Origin of the sequence: Micromonospora parastrephiae (assembly GCF_016802865.1) — a bacterium.
GTDB classification, from domain to species: Bacteria; Actinomycetota; Actinomycetes; order Mycobacteriales; family Micromonosporaceae; genus Micromonospora; species Micromonospora parastrephiae.
Genome location: NZ_JAEVHM010000110.1, coordinates 1 through 19,024, shown reverse-complemented (window position 1 = coordinate 19,024; position 19,024 = coordinate 1). Strand labels below are relative to the sequence as shown.

At 71.5% G+C, this 19,024-nt stretch carries 15 protein-coding genes; 6 read left to right on the top strand and 9 right to left on the bottom strand.

Annotated elements, in window-relative coordinates:
* The 5 genes from JNW91_RS20410 to JNW91_RS20390 form a co-directional block, all read right to left on the bottom strand.
* Positions 1-270 (bottom strand): hypothetical protein (locus tag JNW91_RS20410; protein ID WP_203177117.1); only part of this gene is annotated, 270 nt, incomplete at its 3' end.
* 15 nt (positions 271-285) lie between these two features.
* Positions 286-4,626, bottom strand: a complete 4,341-nt coding sequence (locus JNW91_RS20405; RefSeq protein WP_203177116.1) for a DUF6531 domain-containing protein — start codon at positions 4,624-4,626, stop codon at positions 286-288.
* A gap of 160 nt (positions 4,627-4,786) precedes the next feature.
* Positions 4,787-5,080: a WXG100 family type VII secretion target gene (locus tag JNW91_RS20400; RefSeq protein WP_203177115.1), complete on the bottom strand. Its 294-nt coding sequence runs from the start codon at positions 5,078-5,080 to the stop codon at positions 4,787-4,789.
* A 19-nt stretch (positions 5,081-5,099) separates the two neighbouring features.
* Complete coding sequence (locus JNW91_RS20395) at positions 5,100-5,435, bottom strand: WXG100 family type VII secretion target (RefSeq protein ID WP_167517510.1); 336 nt, start codon at positions 5,433-5,435, stop codon at positions 5,100-5,102.
* A gap of 66 nt (positions 5,436-5,501) precedes the next feature.
* Complete coding sequence (locus JNW91_RS20390; protein ID WP_203177114.1) at positions 5,502-6,371, bottom strand: hypothetical protein; 870 nt, start codon at positions 6,369-6,371, stop codon at positions 5,502-5,504.
* A 59-nt stretch (positions 6,372-6,430) separates the two neighbouring features.
* Between JNW91_RS20390 and JNW91_RS20385 the strand changes: the two genes are divergently transcribed.
* From JNW91_RS20385 to JNW91_RS20375, 3 genes are read left to right on the top strand one after another with little or no spacing between them, the layout of a single operon-like run.
* Positions 6,431-6,724, top strand: a complete 294-nt coding sequence (locus tag JNW91_RS20385; protein ID WP_203177113.1) for a hypothetical protein — start codon at positions 6,431-6,433, stop codon at positions 6,722-6,724.
* 9 nt (positions 6,725-6,733) lie between these two features.
* Positions 6,734-7,417, top strand: a complete 684-nt coding sequence (locus JNW91_RS20380; protein WP_203177112.1) for a hypothetical protein — start codon at positions 6,734-6,736, stop codon at positions 7,415-7,417.
* Positions 7,418-7,437: 20 nt separating this feature from the next.
* Positions 7,438-7,788 carry a hypothetical protein gene (locus JNW91_RS20375; protein ID WP_203177111.1) on the top strand — a complete coding sequence of 117 codons (351 nt, stop codon included), beginning with the start codon at positions 7,438-7,440 and terminating at the stop codon, positions 7,786-7,788.
* A gap of 37 nt (positions 7,789-7,825) precedes the next feature.
* On the opposite strand, the gene eccD is transcribed toward JNW91_RS20375, so the two are convergent.
* On the bottom strand, positions 7,826-9,148 hold the full coding sequence (gene eccD / locus JNW91_RS20370) for a type VII secretion integral membrane protein EccD (protein WP_203177110.1): 1,323 nt from the start codon (positions 9,146-9,148) through the stop codon (positions 7,826-7,828).
* Positions 9,149-9,264: 116 nt separating this feature from the next.
* On the opposite strand from eccD, the gene eccCa reads away from it, so the two are divergent.
* The gene (gene eccCa / locus JNW91_RS20365) at positions 9,265-13,290 is read left to right on the top strand and encodes a type VII secretion protein EccCa (protein WP_203177109.1); all 4,026 of its coding nucleotides are present in this window, start codon (positions 9,265-9,267) and stop codon (positions 13,288-13,290) included.
* A gap of 134 nt (positions 13,291-13,424) precedes the next feature.
* Positions 13,425-15,566, top strand: coding sequence for a M14 family zinc carboxypeptidase (locus JNW91_RS20360; RefSeq protein ID WP_203177108.1), 2,142 nt, complete (start codon positions 13,425-13,427; stop codon positions 15,564-15,566).
* Positions 15,567-16,089: 523 nt separating this feature from the next.
* On the opposite strand, the gene JNW91_RS20355 is transcribed toward JNW91_RS20360, so the two are convergent.
* Complete coding sequence (locus JNW91_RS20355; protein ID WP_203177107.1) at positions 16,090-16,635, bottom strand: hypothetical protein; 546 nt, start codon at positions 16,633-16,635, stop codon at positions 16,090-16,092.
* 123 nt (positions 16,636-16,758) lie between these two features.
* Between JNW91_RS20355 and JNW91_RS20350 the strand changes: the two genes are divergently transcribed.
* Positions 16,759-17,103, top strand: coding sequence for a hypothetical protein (locus JNW91_RS20350; RefSeq protein ID WP_203177106.1), 345 nt, complete (start codon positions 16,759-16,761; stop codon positions 17,101-17,103).
* Between the two features lie 15 nt (positions 17,104-17,118).
* Here the strand turns inward: JNW91_RS20350 and JNW91_RS20345 are convergent, their stop codons facing one another.
* Entirely contained in the window at positions 17,119-17,586 is a 468-nt protein-coding gene (locus tag JNW91_RS20345) for a ribose-5-phosphate isomerase (protein WP_203177105.1), read from the bottom strand.
* An 88-nt stretch (positions 17,587-17,674) separates the two neighbouring features.
* Entirely contained in the window at positions 17,675-18,874 is a 1,200-nt protein-coding gene (locus JNW91_RS20340; RefSeq protein ID WP_203177104.1) for a DUF1015 family protein, read from the bottom strand.
* Positions 18,875-19,024: the final 150 nt, after the last annotated feature.

Sequence of the window (19,024 nt, the reverse complement as noted above, 5' to 3'; positions counted from 1 at the left end):
GATGTCGCGTTCGATCTCGTCCGCGAACCATCGCTGACGGGGATCGGACACGTCATACAGATCGGTGTCGATACTGTGTCGAAGCTCGGGCGACTCCCCGTCCCGGTCGACGACGAAGTCGAGCAGGATCCCTTTCACACCTACGCCCACCCGCAGGTGGAAGGAAGTCCCCGAGACGCGGTACGTGCGCAGCTCATCCTCAGCTTCGACGTTGACGTCGAAGCCACGCTCCCCCAGCCTCGCCATCACGAGGTCGATCTCGCTACCCATCCTCTGAGCCATCAGCTACCAACTCTTGTAATAGGACTTACCGAGCCAATTCAGGTCAATGCCGACCTTGCGCAACTCGAGGTGCAGGTGGACGGGCGACAGGGCCTTGCCCAACGAGCCCAACTTCTTGAAGTGCTTGGGCGCGGGCCCCAGGGACACCCGGACCGGTGTTCCCGGGATGATCCGGCCGATCCGGATGAAGTTGTTGCCGCCATTGATCCATTTCGCGAACTTCGCGAGTGGTTTGCAGGGGGCCAACCCGAAGGGATCGATCTCGTCGGTCGGATTGCGCACGTACGCGTGCGGATCGGGTGCCGCCTGCTGGCCGAGCGGGTCGGTGGAGGCGTAGCGGGCGGTGTCCGGGTCGTAGTAGCGGTGATAGTTGTACGAGGCGCCGGTCTCCGGATCGTGGATCTGGCCCGGGAAGCGCAGTGGACAGTCCACCCCCGCGGCGCTGACATGGGTCGGGACTCCCCAGATGGTGGTGCGTTGCTGCCAGACGACCTCGCCGTCCGGGCTGACCAGCTCGGTGGGCGTACCGACCAGGTCGGTCACGATCGCGTAGAAGCGGCGGTCCACCTCGTCCTGACGCGACAGCCCGTCGGTCTGGCTGATCGGCGTGAACGTGTCGGGGGCGTACTCCCAGGTGCTGCTCCGGTCACCGTCACCGCTTCGACGGGTCTGTTCGATCAGCCGCGGACCGTCCCAGGCGAATTCGACCTGCTCGACCACCCCGCCGTCGGCGTCCAGGCGCTGCTTGGCGACCCGGCGGCCGAGCGCGTCGTACCGGTAGCGCCAGCGGGTGCCGTCGGGTGTGCTGACGGCCATCAGCCGGTCCTCGCTGTCCCACGAGTACCGCCATGTCGACGGCTTGGTCGAGCGCTCCTTGCGCTGCCGCAGCGTCATCCGACCGGCCGCGTCGTACTCGTACCGCACGTCTCCGGCCCGCCGGACCAGGGTGCCGGTGTACTTCCGCTCACCCCGGGCCGCGCCGCCATCATCCGACCCGGGCCAGGCGGCGCTGGCCACGTTGCCGGCTTCGTCATAGGCGTACCGCTCGGTCCAGTCGTCGGCCTGCACGGCGGTGATCCGGCCGGCCCGGTCCAACTCGAGTCGGCGCCCGCCGGTGAGCTGGTCGGCGATGTCGGTCAGGTAGCCGTCGGCGCGGTACCGGTAGGCCCGGTGGGCGATCAGATCCGGCACCGCGGCCGGGTCCGTGGGACTGACGGTGAGGATCTGGGCGAGCAGCCGGTGATTGGCGTCCCAGCTCTGGGTGAGAGCGAGACCGCCGACGGCCCGCCGGGTCTCCCGGCCGGCCGCGTCATGGGTGAAGCTCACCGTCGCGCCCCCGGTGAGCAGGGCCGACGGTCGGTGGCCGGCGTCGTACTCCCACACGCTGTGCACCCCTGAGGGGGTACGCCGGTGCGTCCGCCGGCCGAGCACGTCGTAGGACGAGGTGACCGACTGACCGTCGCGGATCTCGGCGAGCACCCGGCCCAGCGGGTCCCGGTCGATCCGGAGATCGACATCTGGCGAGCTGGCCCGCAGCAGACGGCCGACCGGGTCGTACCCGAAGGCGGTGACGCCCTCGGCGGTCCGCTTCTCCACGACGTTGCCCAGCACGTCCCAAACCAGCTCGGTGGCCTGCCCGGCGCCGTTGGTGCGGGCCACCAGTTGGCCGGCGGCGTCGTGCGTGTAGGTCTGGGTCCGGCCGTTGAAGTCGGTCTCGGCGATCAGCCGCCCGGCCGGGTCGTAGTCGTAGCGCCAGGCCAGGCCCTGCGGGTTGGTGACCGTGGTGAGCCGCAACTCGGTGTCGTAGGCGAAGGACAGCCGCGCGCCGTCCGGCTCGGTACGTGCCACCGGCAGGTCGAACGGCCCGATCTCGAACTCGATGGTCGCCCCGGTCTGGTCGGCGTGGGTGACCAGGTTGCCCTCCGGGTCGTAGGTCCACTCCTCGCTCGCACCGTCCGGGGTACGCCGCCAGGCAAGCCGCCCCTCGGCGGTCCAACCGAGGTGAGTGGTGCCGCCGAGCGGATCGGTCAGCTCGGAAACTCGTCCGGCCGAGTCTCGCCGATAACTCGTCACCGCCCCGGTGGGCTCGGTGACCTGGCTGATCAGCCCGGTCGGATCGGTGGTCACCAGCAGGGTGTTGTCGAGGGCGTCGGTCACCTCGGTGAGGTGACCGGCCTCGTCGTACCGGTAGCGGGTCGCGGCGCCGATCGGGTCGGTGACCATGGTCAGGTTGCCGCGCTCGTCGAACTCGCGCCGCCAGACCGCGCCGTCGACGTCGGTGACCACGACGGGCTGACGCAGATCGTTGTACGACGCGGACACCCGGCTGCCGTCCGGGCGGGTGACCTCGACCAGGTTGCCGTCGTCATCGTAGGACCAACGAGTGGTCCGCCCGAGGGCATCGGTCTCGGTCAGCTTTCGGTCGAAACGATCCCAGGTGAAGGCCGTGACGTTGCCCAGCGGGTCGGTGACCCGTTGGGTCTGGCCACGGTCGGTCAGCTCGTAGAGAGTGGTGTGCCCGAGCGAGTCGTCCACAGCGGTCGTCCGGGCCGCCGGGTCGTAGTGCAACCGCGCGGACAGGAAACCGCCGGAGCCGGTGGCGGCCACGCAGCGTCCCTGCTCGTCGTAGGTGTAGCGGTACTCCTGCTCGTTGCGGTCCTGCCAGTGGGTCAGCCGGCCGTCGCCGTCATACCCGAACCGCAGCGGAAGCCCCGAACCATTGACCACCTCGGCGAGGTGACCCTCCTCGTCGTAGGCGAACCGCACGAGGGTCCGGGCGTCACCGGAGGGCTCCGCGTCGAGCAGGCTCAGTGCCATCACCCGGCCGTGCAGGGTGTCCACCGCGAGTCGGTATCCCCCACTGTGCTGGATCTCCGTGACCGCCCCGTCCTGCCATGCCAGGTCGATCCGGTGCCCGTTGCGGTCGGTGACGGCAGCCAGGGGCAGCACCCGGACGGGCTGACCCTCGCCCTCCGGCTCGGGATGGTCGGGCACCGTCTGGAAGTGCAGGGCGCGACCGGTCTCGGGCTGGTCGACCCGGTATCCGTCGACCGTCGAGGTGACCGGCCAGCGCGGCCCCGTCTCCGGCATGACCGCCCCGGCGGCCGGAGGGGTCGGGTAGGTGAGGACCGTCCCGTCCTCGGCGACGAAGCAGATTCCGTCGTCGTCGACCTCGACGCGCTGGTCGAGGGTGGACGTCCAGGACGGCCCAAACCACCGGCCCACCCGGTAGGAGGACAGGTGACTACGGCTCAGGACGAGCGGGAGCAGACCGGGCAGTTCGGCGTCGATCTGGGTGAGCACCACCTCGCCACTGGCCACGTCTATCGGGTCACCCGCACACCTGCGCAATCCCATGGGAATGCTCGGGCGAGGCATGTTCGGGATCGCCGATCGCGCCTTGCCGAGGCCCCTGGCGAGAGCCGGCAGGCCGCGCTTGGCGAGGGCCATGGCTGGTTTGCCCAGCTTGGCCAGTCGACCGATGGGTACGACCGTGAGCACCGTATCGATCAACAGGTTGGTGAGACTGCCCTTGCCGGTCGCGGCGTAGAGCGACGCGTCGATGAGCAGGGCGGCGGCGCCGGCCGCGATGGCGATCGGGCCCATGATGGGGGCGAGCACGGGAATGAAGGAGAGAAGACCGGCCACCAGGGACACGATCTTCAGCGCGCCGGAGAGCTTCTGCAGCAACTCCTGGTTGTCTCGCACAAAGTTGGTGAACTGACCCTTCAGGTCCCACCACTTCGGGTTCTCCTTGAAGCGCAGGCCCTTGGCGTCGTTGACCACCCGTACGCAGTCGCGCACCGCCGTGGACAACTCACCCCGCAGGGTGCCGGCCTGAGCCACGCACTCGTCCCAGTCCCGCTGAGCCTGCGACAACGCGGCACCGGCCGCGCCACTGTCGGAGCGGTACGTGTCCGGCTCGGCCGGCGCCTGATCCGGCGGCCGGTCGGCCACTTCCTGCTCGTGGCGCCGGTCCGCCTGCTCGGCGCGGTCCGCCCGCCCCCGCGCGCTCTGCAACGCCGCCCACAGACCGGGAGCACGCTGCGCCAACGGGCGCATCCGATCCTGCAACGACGACAGCGAGTCCGCGAACGTCGTCAACCCGGTCGACACCTTGCCGAACGCGTCACCGGTGATCCGCAGATGCCCCGGCATCTGCGCGTTCAGCCCCTCCCGGAACAGATCACCCTCAGGTCCGACGAACTGACCAGTGTCCAGACCGGTGATCTGACCCGCGGCCTGAGTCGCCGCCGAGCCGAAATCCTGCCACTTCCCCGCCGACGACCGGATCGCCGACGGGTCGCCTTCCATCCTGAACAGATGCGCCGGAAACTCAGCCATCCCGCCCGGACCTTCCCCGTGTCCACGCCTACAAGCCCGCAACCACCCACTGAGCCCCGGCGCGGGGACGGTCGCTCGTACGCCGCCCCGCCCGGCACCACCTGCCGCCACGACGCGTCCGGACGTCGATCGACGCCCGGACGCCGCCACGCCGGACGGATCAGCCCTGCAGAGTCCCCCGTACCTGACCGCGCATCTCCTGCACGGACGTCGTGGTCTGACCCAGGGCCTGCTTGACCGAGTCGAGGATCTGCTTCACGGTGTCCGCGGCAGTGTTCCACTGCATCTGGATACCGTTGTAGATCTCCATCTCGTCGCCTTCCCAGTTGGCCTTCACCCGGGTGACGAAGTTGGTCAGATCGTCGAGGCTCGCCTGGACCCCGTTGGCGACCGAAGCGATGTCGCCCTGCGCCGACCCAGCGGTCGACTCGTCGTAACTGAAGACGTCACCCATGATCCCCGTAACCTCCCCGTCAGCCGCGGAACTTCGCGCCATCCCAGTTGGCCGACCCCATGGTCGACTGCAACTGGCTGGTCTGCTCCGAGTGGTAGGTGTCGTAGAGCTGCCCCGCCGAACCAACTCGGCTCGTGATGTCCGTCAATGCCTTGTTCAGGTCGGCCATCGCCGTGTTCCACCGCTGGGTCAGCTGGTCCCAACTCTGGAACGCCGCACCCTTCCACACCGCCGGCAGCGGCTCGATCGCGCTGATGAACGACCGCGCCTGACTGTTCAAGGCGGCGACCGAAGTGTCCAGGTTTGACGAGTGTTGATTGACCGCATTGTCGGTGATCGAAAACTTCGCACCCATCCGAAGCCCCTCCCGTGAACTCGACCCACAGTCATTCGAACATAGACGCGCCACGGCCATTGAGCGTTACCTGAGTCGCATATCTCGCACAATCTGCGCGGCAATGTCGAGAATTATCTCCTCGGTGCGGGCGGAAAGATCCGCCCACCGCAGCGCGCCGGCGGCCCGCAGCGCCGGGTCGAACGGCAGCACGAAAGTCGGAACGTCACCGGATTCGCCCGGCGACAGCCGAGCGGCGGCAGCGGGCGGTTGCGCGTCCCGATGGACCAGCACCTGCACACCGACCCGCTCGAACGGCTCGCGCAGCAGCGGAACGATCCACAACCGACAGTCGGCCAGCCAGCGGAGGCCACGATCGTCGCTCGGCGCCACGAGCACCACCCGGTCGGCCCGGGTGAGCACCGCCGGTACGACCGGATCGCCGGTCAGTGGCGGGGTGTCGACGACCCGCACGGGAAACCAGCGGCTGAGGGTGGCCGAGACGGTGCCGTACTCGGCTGCCGTGACCGGTGACCCGGCGCCACCGGGGGGACCGGCCAGCAGCATTGCCCGCTCGGCCAGCGCGAGGTGCTCCCGCAGCCACCGCTGACCCACCGCGGGACGGCGGCCGGCGGTGGCGCCCCGCAGGCCGAGACCGGTTAACACCGCCTCGGTGGACCCGGCGGGCCGGGTCGCCAGCCGGGCGTGCAGGCCGCCGCCGCGGCCGGTGTCCACGGCGAGCACCCCGCCGCCCTGGTGCCGCGCCAACGCCGAGGTCACCAGGGCTGCCACGGTGGAGCGGCCGGTGCCCGAGCCCGGTCCGACCACGGCGATCGTCCCCGGACGGAGCCGGGCGGAGAGGATCTCCAGGCGCTCCCGCTCGGCCCGCACCCGCGCGGTGATGCGGGGGTCGAGGGCTCGCACCATCGTCCGGCCGATATGTCGGTAGTCGGTCATCGGGTTCTCCCGTATAGACGTTGGTTGTTAGCCTTACTGACTGACGACGGGGAGGCGGGATGACGTACGTTCAGTATCCTTACGCGACGCTGGTGAGCCTAGGCGGAAATCTGACCACCCTCGCTGATCAGTTGGAAACGGACCATCGCGGGGTGGCCGACTGTGCCGGCCTCACCGGTGATCATGCCGATATCCAGGGCGCGATCTCTGATTTCCGTGACGAGTGGAAGACCAGCCTTCTCGAGTTGATGAACAACATCGGCGAGTGGGGCGGGCTCTCCAGCGCGATCGGCAAGATGGTCGCCGACTTCGACAACCAGACCGCGGCCGCGCTGCGCCCGACCGAATCGTAGGGGTGCTGCGTGAGCGACGTCTCGATGCTCGATCCGCTACCCGCCCATGATCTGAAACTCAATCCTCATGCCCCGCATCCCGATTTCGCGTGGTTCATCGGGATTCCCTCGGACTGGGCGCTGCTCGACACCCATCCGGAATCGTGGCAGCGCAGCGCCGCCCGGATGGTCGACGACCGGTTCTTCGGCCAGCGGCTGCGCGCCGCCGAACGACGGGCGGTTCTCCAGTTCGTCGAGCAGCTCGTCGCCGACTGCCAACGTGCCGGCGCCTCACTGAGCCTGGTGCAACTGGGTCGGATGTCCACCGGTGCGGTCGGCAGCGCGGGGCTGCACCTGGGCTGGTTCGACTCCGCGCCCCAGCCGGCCGGCCTCGCCCTGATCCGGCAGACACTGCCGCGCACCGGCACGGCTGAGGAGGTCGATACCCCGCTCGGGCCGGGCGTGCTGCACCGCGACATCGCCTCCACGGTGCCGCCGGGCGGCCTGACCCGGGTGCGTTCGACGGTGTTGCAGCTGTTCCTGCCGTTGCCCGGCACCACCTGGACGGCCGTGCTGAGCGCCGCAACACCACACCCCGAGATGGAGCAGGTCCTCACCGAGGTGATCGTCGCGGTGGCGCAGAGCATCAAACCAGCCGATCAGGCCGACGTGGCAGCCGCCGGGGAAGCGGAGCGGGGCGACGACCATGACTGACGGCCGGCGCAGGCGCGACCGTGGCTGACAGCCGGGACAGGGTGGTGGTCGAGGCGCACACGCTGCGCACCGCCACCGCCAAGGCCGCGCTCCTGCACGGGTCACGGCGCGGCCCACGCGATCTGCGCCGCCCGTACGCGACCGTGATCGCGAGCCTGGTCGTCGGCGCCCTGTTGCTGGTCGCGGTCTGGGCGATCACCAGTATCGGCGGGTTGCTCGCCGAGCAACGCCAGAAACGGGGGCTGGGCCCGGCCGCTGCCACGCAACCCGCGCCGGACGGCACACGTGCCTTCCTCGTCGGATCGGCAGTGCTGGCGGACCCGCCGGAGCCGGCCGCGGCGGTCCTGCCCGCACAGTCCCGGTCGCGCTGATCGGCTGATCAGCGCCTGCGGTCGCCCCCCCCCCGGGTCAGCCGGCCGCCCAGTCGAAACCACCGAAGATCGCGATCACCAGTGGCGCGAGGCTGACCACCGCGAGCACCTCGGCCAGGTCGAAGAGCTGCCGCATCCGGGCGGCACCGACGTCGTCCAGCCGGGAACCGCCGGCCCAGAGCACCACCGCCGCCACCACCAGGGCGCCGGCCACGGTCAACCAGGCCGTCACCATCTCATCGGCGCCGGTGAGGCGAACGCCGCCGAGCACCGCCACGGTAGCCGTCGTCACCGGCGGCACGAGCATGGGCAACACCTGACCGGTACGCGTGAAGACCCGCGACCGCAGCGCGAACACCAGCCCCAGCACCCCGCCGAGCACCACGCCGACGCCGGGCGGCCCGGTCAGCAGCACCACGCAGGCGGCGGTGGCAGCCAGCGCGACGCCGACCACGACACCGGACAGCACGGACTGACCACGGCGGACCGCCGCGGTGACCAGTTGCCGGCCGACCCACTGGCTCTCCTCCTGCCGCCGCAGCAGATCGACGAGGCCGGCCGAGCTGAGCGCGAGCTGCGGCGCCAGCCCCACCGCGAAGACGACCACGACCGAGCCCACCGCCGCCGCCTGCTGCGGGTCGAGCCCGGCGGCGAGCAGCGCGGTGCCGAGCCCGCCGAGAACCGTCACCGCGAGCCCGCCGGCCGCGACGCCGTACCATCGCTCGCCCGCCAGGGCGAACAGGGCGGCACCGACCCCGGCGCCCAGGGCGCCGGCGGTGAACCAGGCCGACTCCGGCCAACCGATGGCCCGGGCCAGCAGAACGCCGGCGACCAGCCAGGCCGGCACGGTCGCGGCGATCAGCAGCGTGCCGCCGGGCCCGCCGCGCACACGACCGGCCAGCACCGCCAGGGCGGCCACCGTGAACAGCGCGGCAGGGGCCACCGCCACCGGCACCGGCATGGTGGTGAGCGCGTACGTGAGGATCAGCACCACGACGCCGGCCAGCGCGGCGCTGCCCGTCATCCGGGCGGTGTCGCGCCACTCGCTGCCGTCGCCGTCCAGTGTGGTCTGGACCTCGTCCACCACGTCGTCGACGAGTGGTGGCAGGGGCGCCTGCTCGGGTGGGGTCAGGTAGAGCGTCTCGGCGTCGATGATCCCGGCCTCGTCCAGCGACCGGCGGTGATCCAGCCCGCCGCCGGTCACTGTGGACAGCTTCCAGCGGCCGGCGGCCTCGGGCGCGAGCGAGAGCAGCTCGCACATCTGCGGAACGAACTCCAGCACCGGTCGGGCCGCGGGCAGGCTGATGTCGAGGCTCCGCCCGCCGGCCACCACGGTCACCCGGGTGAATCGGGTTGCCATGACCCTCCGTCCCCGCACGGTCGGCTCAGTGTGTGGACCGGTACTACTGTAGGCAGTCGGAGCACTACCGGTAACCCGGCCGAGGCACCGATCGGTCCGGCCCGGAAGGGGTCGCGATGACGCAGCGGGTGATCCACCGACCGGCCCGGGTCCCGCCACCGGAGCCGGAGCCGACCGCGCTCGACGTGGTCTCGCCACCGGCGATGACCGACGGTGGCGGCGGTTTCGCGGGCGTCATGCAGATCTTCCTCCCGATCATGGGCGGTGCCGGCATGTTGCTCATGATGATGGCCAACCAGAACCCGATCATGATGATCGCCGGGCTCGGCATGCTGGTCGCCACGGTGTTCGGGGGGATCGCCGCGTATGTCACCCAGCGCACCGGCGCGGCTCGACGCTTCGCCCGGCAACGGCAGCGGTACCTGGAGTACATCGACCGGGTACGCGACCAGATCCGGGCGGACGCGGTCACCCAGCGGGCCGCGGCCCAGCACCGGCACCCCGCCCCGGAGGTGCTGCCGGACCTGCTCCGTGACCCGCACCGGCGGTGGGAGCGGCGGCTGACCGACCCGGATTTCCTGGTGCTGCGGGTCGGGCACGGGCAGGATCGCCTCTGGCGCCGGGTGACCCTCCAGGCGGACGAGAACAACCCGCTGGTCGATCTGGACCCGGTGACCCTGGCCGCCGCACGGCTGGTGGTCGACCGGGATCGGCTGCTCGACGGCATGCCGGTCGCGGTGCCGGTCACCGGCGTGGTCTCGGTGGTCGGCAGCCCGGCCGCCACCCGCAACCTGATCCGGGTGCTGGTGGCGCAGCTCGCCACCCTGCACGCCCCGGACGACGTACGCCTCGCCTGGCTGCTCGGTGGCACCGCCGGGCTGGAGTTCGACTGGCTCAAGTGGCTCCCGCACTGCCTGCACCCGAGTGAGTACGACGGCCCGGCCCCGCAACGGCTCGTGGCCGCCGAACCGATGGCGCTGGCGTCGCTGCTGACCGCGGAGCTGTCCCGGCGGGTCGGTGAGGTCAGCCGGGCCCGGCGACTGGGCGACCCGCAGCACCGGTTCCGGGGCAGCCGGCTGGTCGTCGTGGTCGACCAGATCTCGGCGGGGCGCGCTGACCCGCTCGGCCACCTCGAAGCCGGTCTCAGCCCCGACGACCTGGGCATGGCGGTGGTGGTGCTGGTCGACGACCGGCAGCACGAACCGTCCCATGTCGACGTACGGGTGCTCTGCGAGGACGACCGGGTCACCGTGCAGGACCTGCGAAAGGTCACCGACAGTCGGGCACAGGCGATCCTGGCCCAGCGCGAACGGCTGCGCGGCGCGCCCGCCGGCACGGTCGACCGGCTCGACCTGACGGAGATGGAGCTGCTGGCCCGGCGGGTCTCGCCGCTGCGGCTGGTGGCCGACACGGTGGACGACGCCCCGCTGGAGGCGACCGTCGACCTGCGTGGCCTGCTCGGCATCGTCGACGAGGCGAGCTACGACGTGCGCTCGCTGTGGGCGCCCCGGGTGCTGCCGGACTTCCTCACGGTGCCGTTCGGGGTGGGCCCGGACGGCAACCCCGTGCACCTGGACTTCAAGGAGGCCGCATTGGGCGGCATGGGCCCGCACGGGCTCTGCGTCGGAGCGACCGGCTCCGGCAAGTCCGAGGTCCTGCGGACGCTGGTGCTCACCCTCGCGATGACCCACCCGCCCGAACGGCTGAGCCTGGTCCTGGTCGACTACAAGGGCGGCGCCACCTTCGCCGGGCTGGAACACCTGCCGCACACCTCGGCGATGATCTCGAACCTCTCCGACGACGCCGGGCTGGTGGACCGGCTGCACGACGCGATCCAGGGGGAGATGAAGCGCCGCCAGCAGATCCTGCTCGACGCCGGCCAGTTGGCCAACATCACCGAGTACAACCGGCGGCGCGACGCCGGCCGGCCGCTGCCTCCGCTGCCCAACCTGATGGTGATCATCGACGAGTTCAGCGAGCTGCTGACCGCCAAACCGGACTTCATCGAGTTGTTCATCGCGATCGGCCGGATCGGCCGGTCGATCGGAATCCACCAGATGCTCGCCTCGCAGCGACTGGAGGAGGGCCGGCTGCGCGGCCTGGAGTCGTTCCTGTCGTACCGGCTGGGGTTGCGCACCTTCAACGAGCAGGAGAGCCGCACCGTGCTGGGGGTGCCCGACGCGTACCGGCTGCCGCCGCTGCCCGGTTCGGGCTACCTGAAGGTCGACACCACGGTCTTCGAACGGTTCAAGGCGGCGTACGTGTCCGGCACGTACCGGCCGCCGGCCGGCGAGGAGGTGGTGGACGCCGCACCCGTGCCGATGATGTTCCTGATGTACAACGTGGCCCGGCACCTGCCGAAACCCTTGACGACCGACGAGTCGTCGGCGGAGGCAGACGAGAGCGTCACGGCGCCGAGCACCCTGGACGTGGTGGTCGACCGGCTGCGCGAGCACGGGCGGCAGGCGCACCGGATCTGGTTGCCGCCGCTACCGGCCGCGCTGCCACTGGACGCCGTCGTCGGCCCGTTGGAGACCGATCCGGCGTACGGCCTGGTGGCCCCGGTGGAACGGCGCGGACGGCTGCAGATCCCGCTCGGCCTGCTCGACCGGCCCACGGAGCAGAAGCAGGAGCCGTTCGTGCTGGACATCTCCGGCGGCGGCGGGCACGTGTGCATCCTCGGCGCACCGCAGACCGGCAAGTCGACGTTGCTGCGCAGCCTGGTGGCCGGCGCCGCGCTGACCCACACTCCGCAGGACATCGCGTTCTACTGCGTCGATGTGGGTGGCGGGGCGCTGAACGCGTTGGCCGGGCTGCCGCACGTCGGCGGGGTGGCCGGGCGGCTGGACCGGGACCGGATCCGCCGGACGGTGACCGAGGTCAGCATGCTGATGGCCGAACGGGAGGAGCTCTTCGCCGCCCACGGCATCGACTCCATCGACACGATGCGGCGGATGCACCGGGAGGGTCGGCTGCCCGAGTTGCCCGCCGCCGACGTGGTGCTGGTGATCGACAACTACCCGGTGCTCAAGTCGGAGTTCGAGGATCTCGCCGATCTCGTGCAGGACATCGGCGCGCGAGGGCTCGGCTACGCCGTACACCTGGTGTTGACCGCCGGTCGATGGTCGGACCTGCGGATGCAGCTTCAGGCGGTGATCGGCTCGAAGATCGAGTTCCGGTTGAACGACCCGCTGGACTCCACGATCAAGCGGCAGGCCGCCGAGAACCTGCGCGCCGACACCCCGGGTCGCTGCCTGACCCAGGACGCCCTGACCGCGCACATCGCGCTGCCCCGGATAGACGGCAGCGACGACGTGGGCACCCTGTCGAAGGGGCTGGACGACCTGGTGTCCCGGGTGGCCACGGCCTGGACCGGGCCGTCGGCCCCGGCCATCCGGATGCTACCCACCATGATCGGGTACGAGGAGGTGTCCGCGGGGCTCCGCGCCGACGGGCGGGTCCGGCTCGGGCTCGACGAGGCGGAGTTGCGGCCGACCATGCTGGATCTCTTCGGCGCCGATCCGCACCTGCTCGTCTTCGGCGACTCGGCCAGCGGTAAGACGTCCCTGCTTCGTCTGCTGGTCCGGGACCTGACCTCGCAGTTCACGGACGACCAGGTGGTCTTCGCCGTCATCGATCTGCGGCGCACCATGCTGGACGCGGTGCCCGACGCGTATCTCGGCGCGTACGCCGGGACCGCCACCGCCGCCCAGGGCCTGGTGCAGGGCGTCGCCGCCGAGGTCCGCAAGAGGTTGCCTCCGGACAGCCTGACCGTCGACCAGCTCCGGAACCGTTCGTGGTGGAAGGGGCCGGAGATCGTCGTGCTCTGCGACGACTACGACCTGCTGCCCGGTGGCGGCGCCGGGCCGTTGGCGCCGTTCCTGGAGTTCCTGCCGCAGTCGAAGGACCTCGGCTTCCACCTGGTGCTGGCCCGGCGCAGCGGCGGCGCCGGCCGGGCCGTCCACGAGCCGGTGCCGCAGCGCATGAAGGAGGTCGGCTGCGCCGGTCTGCTGCTCTCCGGCGAGCGGCAGGAGGGCCAGCTCTGGCCGCAGGCCCATCTGTCCGTCCAGCCACCCGGGCGGGGGCGGCTGGTGCGTCGTGGCCGTCGTACCACCCTCGTGCAGCTGGCGTACGTCGAGTAGAACCCCGGGTGCGCTCTGCCACGCCCCGGGAAAACACGCCGGCCGTGCTGCCCACCGACCGTATGCCTTGACAGATGTCGATCTATGCACTGGTGTAAGGACCAAGCACATCGACGTCCGTCACAGGAGGGCACATGATCGTCCGACGACGGTGGACAGCTGCCGCCACCACAGTGATCCTGATCAGCGCGGTGCTGTCCCATCCCGGCTCCGGAGCGGCGGCACCCGCCCCGGCCACACCGATCACCTTGACCGCCACCGAGACCGCCCTGGTCCGGGTGCAGCTGCGCGATCAGGCCCAGCTCGACCGGCTCGTCGCCGCCGGCGCCGACCTGGCCAACCGACCCCGAGCACGGGACGGCCGGATCCTCGCCGACCTGGTGCTGACCGGCGCCCAACTCGCCGACCTGACCGCGCAGGGCGCGACAGCCGTGCAGATCGTGCAGCGTGCCGGGGACGGCAGTCGGCACCACGCCGAGAGCGTCCGCGCGGCACAGGCCCGTACCGCAGCCGGGCTGCGCGCATCGGGCGCCGGGCAGCGGACGGCCACCGCCGCGGCGGTCGACACGCTCCAGGTGCAGCAGGCGTACTGGTGGACCACAAGTGGGCAGACGTTCCTGCAGGCGCAGGTGGCAACCACCGCCACCGACGACCCGGACGTCGAGATCACCGTGAGCTGGCGGACCGCCGACGGCGCCACCGGCTCGTTCCCGCTGTCCCGGTTCGAGGACTCCGGCGAGTACCAGTACCACTACGCGCTCCCCCAGCCGGTGCCGAGCCGGCCGGTCCAGCTGACCGCCACGTCCAGCCTCGGCGGGGTCAGTCGGGCGGTCACGCCGGCGCTCTGGCCGAACGCCACCCCGCCGCCGCTGCCCGCCGGCTACCAGAAGGACTTCATCGACGCGTACCTGACGCCGGTGGACGTCCAGGCGCGGATCAAGCGGCTGGCCCGCCAGTACCGGGACCTGGTGGACGTGATCGACCTGCCGAACCGGACGCAGGGGTACCGGCGCACCGCCGTCGCGTACCTGGGCGATCCGGCGGCCGCCGCCGTGGTGGTCGAGTCGGTGAGCTTCGGCGACCAGGGCATGAACGGCGTGCAGGTGCGCACGGTCGACCCGGGCCGACCCAACCGGCCGCTGACCGTCGGCTACCGCGACCGCGTCCTCACCGTGACGCTGGCCACCGACGCCGCCGGCAAGACGGTGAGCACCACCGACGACGTCGCGGCGGCCATCAACGCCCGGCAGGCGAAGCGGTTCCGGGCCACCGTCGAGGACGGCTCGGCCGGCCTGCCGATGCCGGTCGCCGGGCCGGCCCGGCTCGACGACGGCCTCCAGGGCACCGAGGTGCCGGCGCGGCCGTGGACGGTGCAGGCGCTGCGCCTCGGTGTGCACCGCGACGGCTCCCGGGTGGGCGTGCTCGCGTACTCCCAGGAACACGCCCGGGAGTGGGCCACGCCGCTGGTGACGCTGGAGTTCGCCGAGCGGATGCTGGCCAACGCCCGCACCGACCCGGCCACCCGTCAGCTGCTGGAGCAGGTCGACGTGTTCGTCATCCCGACGGTCAACCCGGACGGGGCGAACTACTCGTTCAACGACTTCAACATGCAGCGCAAGAACCTGGTCAACCACTGCACCGGGCCGCCGGACCCGCGCAACCGTACCTCGTGGGGTGTCGACGTCAACCGCAACTACACCGTCGGGTCCTACTTCGATGGCTACGTGGGTGCCAGCGCCAACTGTCTCTCCGGCACCTACGCGGGCACCTCGGAGCTGTCCGAGGCGGAGAGCCGCAACGTGATCGCGCTGGCGCAGGCCCATCCGAACATCAAGTTCGCGATGAACGTGCACTCCTACGGCGGGTACTTCATGTGGCCGCCGGGGGCGTACCGGGCCGACGGGCGGATCACCCTGCCCCGGCCGTCGATCGACGAGTCGACGCTGTTCCTGAACAGCGCCCGGCGGATCGTCGGCGCCATCGCGCAGGAGCGGGACACCGTCACCTGGCCGTCGCAGACCGGGCCGGTCGCCGACGTGCTCTACTCCGCCGCCGGTAACTCCGCCGACCAGCTCTACTACGAGCTGGGCATCTTCGCCTGGGACTTCGAGGTCGGCAACGACCGGTGGAATCCGGCCACCGGCCAGTGGGAGGGCGTCGGCTTCCAGCCGCCGTTCGACGAGGCGCACGCCGAGTCCCAGGAGTACGCGGGCGGCCTCGTCGAGCTGGTCCGGGTGGCCCGCGACTACGCCGCCAGCCAGTCTGCCACCGGCTGACGCCCGGCGTGCCGCGTCCTGCCCGGGGCGCGGCACCGCCACCGGGCCGGCCACGCCGCCAAGGCCCTCCGGCAGCTATGCCGACATTTCACCCGTTTCCGATCGGTGGCAGCTGGGTAGGGCTTCGGTATGGACACGACGACAACGGCACACCTCATCGGCGGACCTCGTGACGGCAGCACCCTCGACGTCGGCGACGACGCCCTCGTCGAGGTGGAGATCGACGGCATGATGCACCGCTACATCAAGACCACCAAGCAGCACGACGACGGCGGCCCGCTGTACAACTACGACGGGATGGTCGCCCCGGACGGCGGCGAGCCCGGCGTCGAGGACCCGGCCGCCCGGGTCGTCTCGCCGCGGGCGACGCGGAGGGGCACGGCGGCAACCACTGACGCGCACACGAACCGGCCGGCCACGGATGAACCGTGCGGCCGGGTAAGCAGCGGCCCTGCCTGGTGGGGAGACGACCGGGTGCACGGGCGGGCGGCCCCGAGCCGACCCGCCCGTGCGCGCCTCGCGATCAGTTCGAGGAGATCCAGTTCCAGGCCGAGACGACCCACTCGGTCTGCTGCAACCAGGCCACGCCCAGGCCGACGAGGAAGACGGCCGTCGCCAGGTGCGCACCGCGCGCGCTGCGTCGGACCCGCCCCAACTGCCGCTCCAGCACCACCCGGCCGACCAGCCGGGACAGCGCGAACAGGCCGACCGCCACCAGCAGGCTCAGCACGAGCACCAGCAGCGGGCCGGACAGGTCACCGCCACCGGAGAGCGCCCAGATCCCCCAGCACACGAACGCGAACAGACCGGCCGCCGTGCTCCACTCACCGCCACGACGCAGCTGCGCCAGGTGCCAGCTCAACGGACGGCGCGGCGCCGGCTCGTCCGGGTAGCCGGCGCCGGTGGGCTCCTGCTCGACCACCGGGAACGGTTCGGTGCGCGGCGTGCGCCGCTGACCCACCGGGGCAACCCCCCGCCGGAAACCGTCGCGCTGCGGCGGCACCCCGACGCCGGCCTGCGGTGGCACCTCCACGGTCCGCTCCGCCCACGGCTGCGTCTGGTCTGCCATCTCGTCCTCCCCCTGACCGACGGCACCACCACCGCCTGAATCCGAGGGTAGCCAGGCGGCCAACCTCCCCGCCCACCCCGTCCGACAGCGCCGGATCCGACCCGGGCAGGGTACGGTCGGCTGATGGGTGACCCGGACCGACGACGGCGACGGCTACGCCACCATTCCGACCCCGACCCGGGCGGACGGGGCGCCGACGACTCGACGGCCAGCACGGCGGGAGTGCACGACGGTGACGAGCCGCCGCAGCCCCGCCGTCGGGGTCAGGGCGGTGACGAACGCGACGGCGAGCGCGGGCTGCGCGGGCTCGTCGGTTCCGGCTCGTCCCAGGTGGGGCTGAGCGCAGCACTCCGGGCCCGGGACGCGGCACGCCCCACCGACGACGACCTGGCCGCCGCGGAAGCCCGGGTGGTGGTCGTCCGGCGCAACTGGGTGCCCCGCGAGGACCTGCCCCGCTCGCCGCGCTGAACCGCCCCCGCCGGGTCAGGGCAGGTCGGGCAGCTGCCGGGTCTGCTCGTACTCGGCCACCTGGGTGATCCGCCGGGCGTGCCGGTCGTTGCCGGAGAACGGCGTGTTCAGAAACGCCTCGACAATGCCGGTGGCCTCGTCCAGGGTGTGCTGACGGGCGCCGACCGCGACCACGTTCGCGTCGTTGTGCTGGCGGGCCAACTGGGCGGTCTCGACGTTCCAGGCCAGCGCGGCACGGACCCCGGCCACCTTGTTCGCGGCGATCTGCTCACCGTTGCCGGAGCCACCGATGACCACACCGAGGCCGGTCCCGTCGGCCACCACACGGTCGCCGGTGTGCAGGCAGAACGTCGGGTAGTCGTCGTCCGGGTCGTAGCTGTGCGGGCCGACGTCGACGACGTCGTACCCCTGCTTGGCCAGGTGGTTGGCCAGGTGCACCTTCAACTCGAAACCGGCGTGATCGGATCCCAGGTAGACGCGCATACCGGGCAGTCTCTCAGGCCGCGCTCTCCGACGTCGCGGGGGCGGCGTCGGAGAGCCGGGTTCGTCACACGGTCGGGTCGGCGGCCATTCAGCGGGGCAGTTCGGCGACCACCAGGCCGCCACGCGCCTTCGGGGTGAACCAGGTGCTCTTGCGGGGCATCTTCTCCCGGGCCAGGTTCACCGCGACGAAGTCCTCCACGGTCACCGGCGCGATCAGGATGGCCAGTTCGGCCCGCCCGGCGTCGACCTCACCGGTGAGCCAGCTCGCCGGGTAGTCCCCACCGACGTAGGTGATCCGCTTGTCGCCCGGGTCCAGGCCCAGCGCGTCACGCAGCAGCAGCCGCTCGACCAGGGCGTGGTCCAGGTTCTCCAGGCGGCCGGCGGCGCTGGCGGGCAGGCGCACCGCGTACCCCTGGCCGGCCAGCCGGAGGTGGACGGCGCCGCCGGTGGCCGGAACCTCGACCGGGCCGTCGATCGGCTCGACCTCGGCGCCCGCCGCGCGCAACCGGTCCAACAGCTCGTCCGGTGTGGTGGTCAGCTCGCTGACCAGCCGGTTGTACGGCTGGATGGCCACCGACGCGGGGGTGGTCACCACGGCCAGGAAGCGCGGCAGCCCACCGGTCTGGGCGGCCAGGCTGCGGTGGTTGCCGTCGGCGACGACCAGCTCACCGCCACCCGCGAGGGCGGTCAGCGCGTCCTGCTCCGGGCCGGGGCCGAGCAGCCAGATGGCGTGCGTGCGCCCCGCCTGGTCGGTGTCCGTCGCGGCGGGCGCCCCGCCCGCGTCGGTCGCCGCCGCGAGCGCGGCGTGCAGCTCGTCGCCGCACCCGGTCTGTAGCAGGAGTACGGGTGAGAGCAGGTGACCGAGCGCCTCGGCGAGCGCCACCCGCTCGCGCACCTTGGCGATGAACACGTCCTCGTTACGGATGACCAGGCCCGGCTCGTCGGCCCGGGTGGAGATCTGGTCGGTGTCCACCATCGCGAACAGCCCGTACGCCGGTGGCTCGCCCGGGGCGCTGATCCGGTAGAGCACCACCACCTGCTCGGCGGGGGTGTAGCTGCCGTCGGCCTTGGCCTCGGCGAGGCGGGCCACCGCGTCCGGCAGGGCGTCGAGGAAGGACTTCCCCGCGCTCTCCGGGGCCCGGTGCGGCATTTCGATGCCGAGGGCACTGTGCGGGTTCGCCTCGATGATCGCGGTGATCTCCGCGTCGTCCGCGAACTCGTCGTAGTTCTGCGCGCCGGTGCCGCCAGTGGTGATCCAGGCCCGGGTGATCGGGTGCACGACCGTCATGCCCGCTGACGCTACCGGCGACGGCGTCGCCGACGACGGGGACCCGCGCAGCGTCCACCAGATGAAAGCTCCGCGGCGGCGGCGCGGTGGTCAGCCGGCGCGGCCCGAGGTGCCCGGCGGTGCCGGCCGGCGACGGCGGGACCGCCGTTG

Excerpts from the sequence above, each read along its gene's own strand:
- JNW91_RS20405 (WP_203177116.1), bottom strand. The coding sequence starts at position 4,626 with ATGGCTGAGTTTCCGGCGCATCTGTTCAGGATGGAAGGCGACCCGTCG.
- JNW91_RS20400 (WP_203177115.1), bottom strand. The coding sequence starts at position 5,080 with ATGGGTGACGTCTTCAGTTACGACGAGTCGACCGCTGGGTCGGCGCAG.
- JNW91_RS20395 (WP_167517510.1), bottom strand. The coding sequence starts at position 5,435 with ATGGGTGCGAAGTTTTCGATCACCGACAATGCGGTCAATCAACACTCG.
- JNW91_RS20390 (WP_203177114.1), bottom strand. The coding sequence starts at position 6,371 with ATGACCGACTACCGACATATCGGCCGGACGATGGTGCGAGCCCTCGAC.
- JNW91_RS20385 (WP_203177113.1), top strand. The coding sequence starts at position 6,431 with ATGACGTACGTTCAGTATCCTTACGCGACGCTGGTGAGCCTAGGCGGA.
- eccD (WP_203177110.1), bottom strand. The coding sequence starts at position 9,148 with ATGGCAACCCGATTCACCCGGGTGACCGTGGTGGCCGGCGGGCGGAGC.
- eccCa (WP_203177109.1), top strand. The coding sequence starts at position 9,265 with ATGACGCAGCGGGTGATCCACCGACCGGCCCGGGTCCCGCCACCGGAG.
- JNW91_RS20360 (WP_203177108.1), top strand. The coding sequence starts at position 13,425 with ATGATCGTCCGACGACGGTGGACAGCTGCCGCCACCACAGTGATCCTG.
- JNW91_RS20355 (WP_203177107.1), bottom strand. The coding sequence starts at position 16,635 with ATGGCAGACCAGACGCAGCCGTGGGCGGAGCGGACCGTGGAGGTGCCA.
- JNW91_RS20350 (WP_203177106.1), top strand. The coding sequence starts at position 16,759 with ATGGGTGACCCGGACCGACGACGGCGACGGCTACGCCACCATTCCGAC.
- JNW91_RS20345 (WP_203177105.1), bottom strand. The coding sequence starts at position 17,586 with ATGCGCGTCTACCTGGGATCCGATCACGCCGGTTTCGAGTTGAAGGTG.
- JNW91_RS20340 (WP_203177104.1), bottom strand. The coding sequence starts at position 18,874 with ATGACGGTCGTGCACCCGATCACCCGGGCCTGGATCACCACTGGCGGC.